Here is a 9,612-nt window from a genome sequence, read left to right on the forward strand (position 1 = left end):
TATGAATACCTTACTTCATAACCATCAGATTCAGCAACTGCTGCCCCACCGCTACCCCATTCAGCTGGTAGACCGGGTGGTTGAGTTCGAGCCGGGCCAGCGCATTGTGGCCCTCAAAGCAATAGGCGTGGGGGAACCGGCCTTGCGGGGGCACTTTCCGGGGTTTCCGATCTTCCCGGGCGTATTGCTGGTGGAAGCGCTGGGCCAGACCTGCGCCCTGCTGCTGGAGCTCACCCGCCTCGACTGGAGCCCCGGCGACCCGCTGGACGGCCGCCCCGGGGAAGCGGCTGAGCTGGGAGTGCTGGGGGCCATTAACGTGCACCTGACCCGGCCGGTGTTGCCGGGAGCCATGATTCAGCTGCATGCCGAGCTGGACTGGAGCCGGGGAGCGGCCTCTTCGCTGAAAGTGAAAGCCCGCGACGAGCACTCGGTATATGCCCGCGGCTCTATCATCGTGGCGATGGCCCCCAAAACGGCCCTCATTCCCGCATGAGCAGCCTGGAGGAAGTACGGGTGCCGCCGCAGTCGGCCCTGCGCGCCACGGCCCAGCGGGCGCACTACCGCGACTGCTACCGCATGGACGTGCCAACCACGGACGTTACGCTGGACGATGCGGTCCGGGCCTTTTTTCATGGGGCGCCCGCCTGGGTACGGCAGGCCATGGCCCTGCGCGACCGGGTGATGGGCCGCCTCGGCTACCACACCCAAGGCCCCGAGCCGGCGCAGAGTCTGGAGGGCGTGCGCTTCGAGCCGGGCACCACCCTGGGCCTGTTCCACATCTACGAGCGCCACGAGCGGGAGCTGATTATGGGTAGCGACGACCGCCACCTCAACTTCCGCGTCTCCATTCTGCTCGACCAGGAGCCAACCCGCACCTGGCTCTACATCACCACCACGGTAGAGCTGCACAACACGATGGGCCGCCTGTATTTCGGCCTCATCAAGCGCCCCCACCGGTTGGTGGTGCGCAGCATGATGCGCAACATCCGGCAGGCACTGCTAGCCGCTCCCACTGCCTGATTCTCCGCGCTGAGCGGGCGTCTGTTCGCCGCCGGCCCCGCCGCTTTGCCAGGGCCGGGGTACTCCCACTGTCCGCCTTCTTCCTGCTTCCTCAACCTCTCTTCTCTTATGCCTGTTTCGCGTCGCTACCGGGGGCCACTGCTGCTCTTTTCGCTGGCTATGGTGCTGTTCCACTACCACTCTACCGTGCACTTTTTCTGGTCGCTGGTGGGCATTAAAGCCACTTTTCCCCTCGATCCTACGGACGGGTGGTGGGCCTTGCTCAAAGGCTTCCTGCCGTTTGGGGCCATGTCCCTGGTGTTTTTCGCCGGTACTCTCACCAAAAAAATCGCGCGCTCATGACCTTCCCCGCTAATTATCAACCGCTGGTATGGGTGGCTTTCGGAACAATGGGGGTGGTCAGTTCCCTGGCGTACTCCGTGTTTTTGTGGAACTGGGTGAAAAGCTGCCGTAGGCCGGAGTTTGCCCATCCGTACTCCAATGCCACCGTGCTCGGCTACATCTTCCTCTTCATCGGGGGCCTGATGGCCTGCGGCATTGTTGGTCCCCCCGGTTACGCGCTCAGCGACAACCCGGCCCTGGTGAACCGCGACTGGATCATGCGGGCTTCCATCATGTCGCTGAGCCTGAGCATGGGCGGCTGGCTGTTCACGCTGATCGGCCAGGTGCGGGCGCTGCGTCGGCAGGGCCACGCGGCGGCGGCCCAAACTGCGGCAGCGGCACCCGTGCCGGCTCCCGAAGCGGTGCTTGTCGGTTAGCGCTATCCTAATTCTTCCCATCCTTTCGTCCTGACGTGTTATGCCGGCTTCTTCCGCGGCTCCCCGAGCCTTCTTCGATGCGTACTTTGAGTTCCTCAGAAAGTGGCGTCACCTCATTGTGTGGGGGATGCTGCTCCTGGTGGTGGCCCTGACTTCGGGCGTGCGCTTGCTGCGCATCAACGGCGACCTGAACGTTTACTTCGACAAGGACAACCCCCAGATGCAGGGGCTGGAGCACATCCACCGCGAGTACGAGAAAACGGATAACCTGCTGGTGGTGGTGGCGCCGCGCAACGGCAACGTATTCACCCGCCAAACGCTGGACTTTATAGAGCAGCTGGTGGCGGAGGCCCAGCGGGCACCCTTCGTGGCGCGGGTCGATGCCCTGACCTCGTACCAGCACGTGAGCAGCTCGGGTGATGATCTGACGGTGCGGAGTCTGGTGGAAAACGCCCGGACGATGTCGCCCGCCGAGTTGGCCCGAGTCCGCCGGATTGCCCTCGCCGACAGTATGCTGCTCAAGCGTTTGGTGTCGCCCTCGGGGCACGTGGCCGGCCTGTTCCTGACCGCCAATTTTCCGAAGAAGGACTTCATTTCCGAAGGCCCCACGCTCATCAAATTCATGCAGGAGGCCCTGGCCCGCCACCCTCACCCCGATATCGACGTGCACCTGACGGGCACGGTGATGGTGGACAATGCCTTTGCCGAATCGGGCGCGCAGGACATGGCCACGCTCATTCCGCTCATGATTCTGGTGATTACGGCCCTGGTCTACTACTTCAGCCGTTCCTGGATCAGCACCCTCACCTCGCTTGCCATCGTGCTGCTGTCGGCGGCGGTTTCTATGGGCATTATCGGCTACATGGGCATGGAAGTAACGGCCTCTCTGACCTCCGGCCCCGTGATGATTATGACCATCGTGATTGCCGACGGGATTCATGTGTTCACGTCCGTGATTCTGGCCATGAAGCGGGGGCTGGGCAAGGAGGAGGCCGTGCGCGAAGCGGTGCGCCTGAACATGGTGCCGCTGTTTCTGACGACCCTCACCACCGTGCTGGGCTACCTGACCATGAACCTGAGCGACTCGCCCCCGTTCCGCGACCTGGGGAATCTGGTCAGCATCGGGGCCGCCGTGGGTTGGGTGCTGTCCATTCTCTGGCTGCCGGCCTTGTTGCTGGTGCTGCCCCTGCGCGAGCAAATGGCCCGTACCCAGGCCAAGGTGTTCAACTTCGACTTCGTGGGCGTATTCGTCACCCGCAACTGGCGGCGCATCCTGGTGGTAACGGCCCTGACCAGCGCGCTGATGCTGCCCTTTATCACGCGCAACAAGCTCAACGATATGTTCCTGGACTTCTTCAGCGACTCGCTGCCGGTGAAGCAAGCCACCACTTTTACCGTCAACAACCTGACGGGCATTTACTCCATCGAGTACTCCCTGGGAGCGGGCCGGGCCGGGGGCGTTACGAGCCAGGCCTACCTGCGCAAGACGGAGGAGTTTGCCAAGTGGTTCCGCCAGCAGCCCCACGTTATTCAGGTGAGTTCGGTGGTGGACGTGGTCAAGACCCTCAACAAGACCATGCACGGCGACAGCGCCTCCTACTACCGGCTGCCGGCCACCGACGCCCTCGGGGCCCAGTACCTGCTGGCCTACGAAATGTCGTTGCCCCAGGGACAGAACCTGACCAACCAGATCAACATCGACAAGTCCTCGTCCCGCTTCCGGGTGGTATTTCAGAACATGTACACCGAGGACCTGCGGAAAATTGAGCTGGCCGCCAACCAATGGCTGCGCGACCATGCCCCGGCCACCATGTACTTCGACGGGACCAGCACCTCGGTGATGTTCCGCTACCTGTCCGAAAAAAACATCCGCTTCCTGATCGAGGGGTTCTCGCTGGGCATCCTGACCATCGTTATCTGCCTGATGCTGGCCACCCGCTCGTTCCGGCTGGGCCTGATTACACTGCTGCCCAACGTGCTGCCGAGTCTCATTGCCTTTAGTATCTGGGGGCTGCTGGTGGGTAAAGTAGGCATGGCCGTGGCCTTCGTAACGTCCTTCACCCTGGGCATCGTGGTAGACAACACGATTCACTTTATCACCAAATACAAACGCATCCGGCGCGAGCAGGACCTAACGCCCGAAGAGGCCACGGTGGAAACGTTCCGCGTGGCGGGCTCCTCCATGTTCGTCTCCACCCTGATTCTGGTAGTGGGCTTCCTGGTTCTGGTGCTGTCCCCGTTCCAGCTCAACTCGCACATGGGCATGCTCAGTGCCCTCACGCTGGCGCTTTCCTTGTTCTACGACTTCCTGCTCACGCCTTCGCTGGTGCTGTTGCTGGAGCGCGGCCTGCGCCAGCGCGCCACGCCTGCCCCCCGCGCCGCGCCTGCCCCGGACGCCAAGCCTGCAATGGCTACTACCTGAGTATTCGATGCCGGCTGGCCGGCTCTTCGCCGGCCAGCCGGCCTTCACCACTTTCCGCCCTTTCTTATGAACAAGATGCTTGCCGCGCTAGTGCCGGCCGTTCTGCTGGCCGCCGCCGCCCAGGCCCAGAGCTACGAGAATTCTGACGCCCGCGCCAAGGAAATTATCGGGCACGTGCTGAAAAACACCACCGGCTACGACCACTACGCCGTGGACATGCAGATGCAGCTGATCCTGGAAAATGGCAAAAGCTTCCAGCGCCAGATCCGGCAATACGTGGTGGAGCAGCCCGATGATTTTGAGCGCACTGTGGGCGTATTTAAAACGCCGGCCGATGTGAAAGGCTCCAAGATACTCATGTACGCCCACGCCGACCGGCCCGATGACCAGTGGCTTTTTCTGCCCGCCCTGAACCGGCCCAAACGCATTGCCAACGAGAACAAGTCGGGCGCTTTTTTCGGGAGCGAAATTGCCTTTGAAGACCTGGGTAACGCCAAACTAAAGAAGATGGAACACCATCTGGTGCGGGAAGAAACATACAAGGGCCGCAACTACTACGTGCTGAAAAGCACGCCCGCCAGCAAGTACACCAGCTACTCCTTCATTGAAATATACATCGACAAAGCCACCTACCTGGATGGGGAGGTGCGCTACTTCGACAAAAAGGAAAAGCTCTACAAGGTGGATGTGCCGCAGTACCGGCAGTTCAAGAAAAATACCATTTGGCTGCCGGTGCGCCAGGATATGAAAAACGTGCAGAACGGTCGCACCACTGTCACGACCTGGACTAACTACGACTTCACCTACCAGATCGACCCGTCCTATCTGGCCCCGGAGAAGTTCATGAAAATGGAGTAACGCGCCTGCTCTTCTGCCTGCTTATGTCTCGGATACTACAATTGCTGGCGGCCTGTTGGCTGCTGCCGGCGGGCCTGCTGGCCCAGGAGGCCCCCGCACCGCTGCGCGCCGACAGCCTGGGCACCCCGGAAACCGAACCGGCGGCCCGCCCCGAACAATCTGCCGCCGCTGGCAGAACGCGCCGGTTGCAGAGCGAGTGGTCGGGGCAGATAGCGCTGGAGGGAGCGTGGTTTTACGATGCGGCCTACTTTCCCGACCAGCGGGATTCCTACGCCTCGCTGGTTGCCCAGCCCAAATACATCCTGACTGCGGCCCAGGCCGGCCTGAAGCTCACGGTGCGCCCATTCGTGCGGCTCGACGCCGTGGACGCCAGCCGCACCCACGCCGATGTGCGCGAGCTGTACGCGAGCTGGAGCCATCATGCCTGGGAAGTGAATGCGGGCGTGCAATCGGTGGCCTGGGGCAACATGCTCGGCCCTTCGCTGGTCAACATCCTCAACCAGACCGATGAGCGGGAGGACTTCACCAAGTTCGAGCGGCTGGGCCAACCGTTGCTGGATGTGGCGCACGTGGGCGAAACCAGCAGCCTGCGCCTGTACGTGGCTCCCGGGTTCCGGCCCAAGGCGTTTCCGGGGGTGCGCAGCCGCTTGTTCTACTTCCCGCTCCCCATTGCCACGGACCAGCAAACCATTGAGCACGAAAACCGGCCGGCTCTGGCGGCCCGTTACACGCAGCGGGCGGGCAACTTCGACCTGGCCCTTTCGCACTTTTACGGCACCAACCGGGCACCGGTCATGCACTTCGACCGCCAGCGGTTCCTGCTGGTGCCCGTTTACCGGACCATCCACCAAACGGGCCTGGAAACGCAATGGATCCGGGGCAACCTCACCACCAAAGCCGAGTTTACCTACCGGGCCGATGGCAAAAACTACCTGAGCTACAACGCGGGCCTCGAATACCTGTTTGCCAACCTGAGCGGGCATAACCTGGATGTGCTGCTGGCGGCCGAATACCTGCGGGACCCGTGGAAGAAGGACAACCAGTACCCGTTCGCGGATATGTTTTTCACGGCGGCCCGCCTGACCCTGGGGGGCTTGCACACATCCGAGCTTGCCATCCATCTGCTCACGAACCGCGCATCCTGGACGCCCTTGCTCAACGTGGAAGCGAAGCGGCATTTTGCTGAGCACTGGCAGGCCACCCTGGGCTGGACGAGCTACGTCGGCCCGGCCCTGGTGGCTACGGATGCGCTCAGCGTGATTCAGTACAACAGCGCGGTGCAGCTGGGCCTGCGCCGTTACTGGTAAGCTGAGCAGCCAGCGCCTCGAAGGCGTAACAGTAGCCATCGGCCTGCACGGTGGCCGCCGCCGGCACCGCCAAGGCCAGCATGGCGGAGCCCAGGTGAAAAACGGCGGCGCTCAGGTGGGGGAAGAAGTGAAAGCGCACCTCGCAATAGCCGTTCATGGCTGTCAGCCCGGTTACTTCGAACAACGGAAACGGGGAGCTCAGGCCCGTGCGCAGCAGCTTCGCCAGCGCCTCCTTCGCCGCCCAGAGCGCCGTCGCGCCCCACTCGCCCTGGTTGGCTATCAACGCATGCTCCGTTGCTGTGAGCCGGGTAGCCAGCGCCCGGCCCGGCCGCTGGCTGATCAGCTCAATATCCAAGCCCATCGGAACCTGCTCCCGGAAAGCCAGCGCCCCCACCCAGGCCGGCCCGGCGTGGCTGATACTGATGCCGTGACCGTGCAGGCCGTCGCCGGCCACCAGCGGTTGGCCAAAGCAGCCGGGTTGGATCGCCATTTCCGGCGCGCGGGTTGCCACCCCCAGTGCAGCCAGCCCGCGCTTGGCCAGCATGCGGCCGTGCAAAAACTCCCGCTGCCGGGTCCGGCGGGTCTGCGCATCGTAGGTGCGTTGCTCCACGGGGTGCAGCCAGTCGGCAGGGGCGAGGGGCTCCCGCGCCAGGGGCTCCAGGTGCAGTATGGCGACGGGCTGAGGGCTTTCCCCCGGCCGGGCGCGCGTGCAAACCAAATATTCACCCGGCATCGCTAGTGCAATATGTCGCCAGCAAAAAGCGAATGGAACCTGTTACTCAAGACCATCTTCGAAGTCGTATTTTAGCGGTTGCCCACCAGCTGCAACACGGGCAGGAGCTGCGCCAGCTCAACATGCGCCGGCTCGCTCAGCACGTAGGCTGTTGCCCGGGCGCTATCTACTATCATTTTCGCAGCAAGCAGGACCTGCTCTGCACCATCCACCAGGGCTGCATGGAAACGCTGTTGGAGCAGTTGCACGCCTGTCCCAACACGAGCCCCCTCACCAGACTGGTGGCCATGAGCCAGGGGCTGCTGCGCTTCGCCGGCAGCTGCCCCGATTCTTTCGACCAGCTTTTTCAGGCTGATGCCGGCCGCCACTCGGCAAGCACGGCCGAAAAAGAAATGGCCGCTGTCGGGCAATTAATTCAGGCCCGGTTTGTCGTGGCAGTTCAGCAACAGGTTGGCCCTGCCCCACAAGCCCCCCATGCTACGGATATGCTTGCAACGCTGGTTTGGTATTTTCTCTATGGGCTTGCCCTGAAGCAGAGGGTGGAAAAGGAAAATAATCATCAAAATGAAAATTCGGCGGAAATGCTTTTATTTTCCTTTCTAGGCTTATTAAAACATGCTACGTAAGGGAATCTAATTCCAATGCGAATAATTTTTCATTTTGCTTGCGGCTAATAAACGCCGGGGTCAGGCGCATCAGGGTATTGCGCAGGCGGCAGGCCATCGGATTTTGCAGGTGGGCCAACTTGCCCACGTTCCAGCTGGTGGTCGTAACGAGCGCCGTTTTAGCGTGCCGGGTTTCATAGAAGCGCCGAAATATGGGGGCCACCTCGGTGCCGCTCGTAAATAATTCGGCCAGCGTGTAGGCATCCACAATTGCCTGGCAGGCTCCCTGCCCGAGGTTGGGGGTAGTGGCGTGGGCAGCATCCCCGATCAGGCAAACCGCGCCCTGCTCCCAGGTGCTCAAGGGCTTGAAATCCAGAATCTCATGGGTCATGATCTGAGCCGCCGAAGTATGGCTCAGAATCTGGCCGACAAGCGGGGCGAAATCGCGGAACAGCTGCTGCAACTGCGCGGGACTCTGCGGAGTCAGGTCGAGCCCGGTAGCCAGGGCATACCAGTACACGTGCGTAGCGGAAATATGCGTGAATCCGAACCGTAAGCCCGTTCCCCAGGCCTCCTGTAGGCAGTGCTGCGCCGCCGCCGGCAGGCGGTAGGCGGCAATACCACGCCAGCAGATTTGCCCGGCTTTGCGGATGGTGCTCTCCGTGGTTACCGCATTGCGCACAACCGAATGAATGCCATCGGCCCCGATGACGGCATCATACCTTTCCCGGGTACCATCCCCGAACTGAAGATCAGCGCCCTGGCCCGGCACCACTTCCACCCGCTCCACCCGCTTATTGAGCCGGAACTGGCCGGCGGGCAAGTGCTCGAGCAGGATGCGCTGCAACTCGGCCCGGTGAATGGCCAGACTTCCGGCCCCGTTGAGGCGCTCGAAATAAGCAAGGTCGCTACGGGAAATAGGGTGCAGCTGCGCATCGGTGATGCGTAGCTCGCTAATCGGGTGACCCGCGTTCCGGAGCGCCGCCAATAGGCCAAGCCGCTGCAATACCTGCGTCGCGTTGTTGGCCAGAATTATTCCCGCGCCCACGGGTTTTAGCTCCGCGCTGGTTTCAAATACCGTGGCGGATATGCCTTTCCGGTGCAGGGCAATGGCGGTTGTTAACCCGCCGATACCACCACCTACAATTGCAATTTTCATGTAGTAACATATAATATGAATGACGGGCCTAGTTACTCATTAAATTTTTAAAAACGATGAAAGGGAGGGCCGGATACTTAGCTGTTTTTCTTGAAAAAAAATAGCTGAATATCCGGTACATTTTTGTATTTGCAGCAAGTGAAATAATTTGCACAGCCACATATCAAACGTGATTTTGCGGTGTAGAAAGGGAGGGTTGTTGAAAGTGTGAGCGCGCAGTTAGTTGATATAGCGGTTTCGAGAACGGTGCCCCCAGTCGGTTATAGAGACGCATCTTGGCGCCTGCTCGTTGAACGAAACCAGCCGAACAGCGCGGATGCCGAGACGCAATGAGGCCTCTCTACGGCGCGGGTTTATGGTTCGCCAAACTCGCTATGTAGGCGCGAACAACGAGGCGCAGCTAGGCGGCTCTATTGCAACCGGATGAACTGTTCACGAAATGGGAATAGCATTCAAGCGGACGTCGGGAATAAACGAGCCACATGGACTGTCATCCTTTAGAAAAGGCAGAACAAACGCATGAACGGTAGGTCCTGTCATTTTCAGCCTCCAGGGCTACTGTAGCGGTGAGCGTTTCCGAAGCCGCACGCTCATCACAGTGACCTCAGACGCGGCCAAAGCATTCGGCTGTTTGGTCAGGCGTTTGCTCTTCAAAAAAGGTAGGTTATTTTTCTGTGCTAAAAAAATAACCTACCTTTTTTGAAACATCCCCTATACGGGACACCCGGTTGTCGAGCCGCCTGGTTGCGG

10 protein-coding genes are annotated in these 9,612 nt (G+C 61.0%); 8 read left to right on the plus strand and 2 right to left on the minus strand.

Features of this window, described 5'->3' with window-relative positions; translation table 11 throughout:
- The first annotated feature begins 1 nt into the window (after position 1).
- From D0T11_RS12220 to D0T11_RS12250, 7 genes are all read left to right on the plus strand, one after another.
- Complete coding sequence (locus D0T11_RS12220) at positions 2-493, plus strand: hotdog family protein (protein ID WP_119656079.1); 492 nt, start codon at positions 2-4, stop codon at positions 491-493.
- Positions 490-1,020: a DUF2867 domain-containing protein gene (locus tag D0T11_RS12225; RefSeq protein WP_119656080.1), complete on the plus strand. Its 531-nt coding sequence runs from the start codon at positions 490-492 to the stop codon at positions 1,018-1,020. The genes D0T11_RS12220 and D0T11_RS12225 overlap by 4 nt, the downstream gene beginning before the upstream one ends.
- A 108-nt stretch (positions 1,021-1,128) precedes the next feature.
- Positions 1,129-1,362 carry a hypothetical protein gene (locus D0T11_RS12230; RefSeq protein WP_119656081.1) on the plus strand — a complete coding sequence of 78 codons (234 nt, stop codon included), beginning with the start codon at positions 1,129-1,131 and terminating at the stop codon, positions 1,360-1,362.
- Positions 1,359-1,778, plus strand: a complete 420-nt coding sequence (locus D0T11_RS12235) for a hypothetical protein (protein WP_119656082.1) — start codon at positions 1,359-1,361, stop codon at positions 1,776-1,778. The genes D0T11_RS12230 and D0T11_RS12235 overlap by 4 nt, the downstream gene beginning before the upstream one ends.
- Positions 1,779-1,818: 40 nt before the next feature.
- A complete protein-coding gene (locus tag D0T11_RS12240) occupies positions 1,819-4,200 on the plus strand; it encodes an efflux RND transporter permease subunit (protein ID WP_119656083.1) in 2,382 nt (793 codons plus the stop codon).
- A gap of 66 nt (positions 4,201-4,266) precedes the next feature.
- The gene (locus tag D0T11_RS12245; RefSeq protein WP_119656084.1) at positions 4,267-5,058 is read left to right on the plus strand and encodes an outer membrane lipoprotein-sorting protein; all 792 of its coding nucleotides are present in this window, start codon (positions 4,267-4,269) and stop codon (positions 5,056-5,058) included.
- 23 nt (positions 5,059-5,081) lie between these two features.
- Positions 5,082-6,365, plus strand: coding sequence for a hypothetical protein (locus tag D0T11_RS12250; protein ID WP_147374633.1), 1,284 nt, complete (start codon positions 5,082-5,084; stop codon positions 6,363-6,365).
- Here the strand turns inward: D0T11_RS12250 and D0T11_RS12255 are convergent.
- On the minus strand, positions 6,310-7,083 hold the full coding sequence (locus D0T11_RS12255) for a 4'-phosphopantetheinyl transferase family protein (protein WP_182888373.1): 774 nt from the start codon (positions 7,081-7,083) through the stop codon (positions 6,310-6,312). The two genes, D0T11_RS12250 and D0T11_RS12255, sit on opposite strands and share 56 nt — an antisense overlap.
- 236 nt (positions 7,084-7,319) lie before the next feature.
- On the opposite strand from D0T11_RS12255, the gene D0T11_RS12260 reads away from it, so the two are divergent.
- On the plus strand, positions 7,320-7,724 hold the full coding sequence (locus tag D0T11_RS12260) for a hypothetical protein (RefSeq protein ID WP_245990815.1): 405 nt from the start codon (positions 7,320-7,322) through the stop codon (positions 7,722-7,724).
- Here the strand turns inward: D0T11_RS12260 and D0T11_RS12265 are convergent.
- Positions 7,717-8,862, minus strand: a complete 1,146-nt coding sequence (locus D0T11_RS12265; protein ID WP_182888374.1) for an FAD-dependent monooxygenase — start codon at positions 8,860-8,862, stop codon at positions 7,717-7,719. The genes D0T11_RS12260 and D0T11_RS12265 overlap by 8 nt on opposite strands.
- Positions 8,863-9,612 lie beyond the last annotated feature (750 nt).

It is taken from the genome of Hymenobacter rubripertinctus (assembly GCF_003583925.1).
Classification (GTDB): Bacteria; Bacteroidota; Bacteroidia; order Cytophagales; family Hymenobacteraceae; genus Hymenobacter; species Hymenobacter rubripertinctus.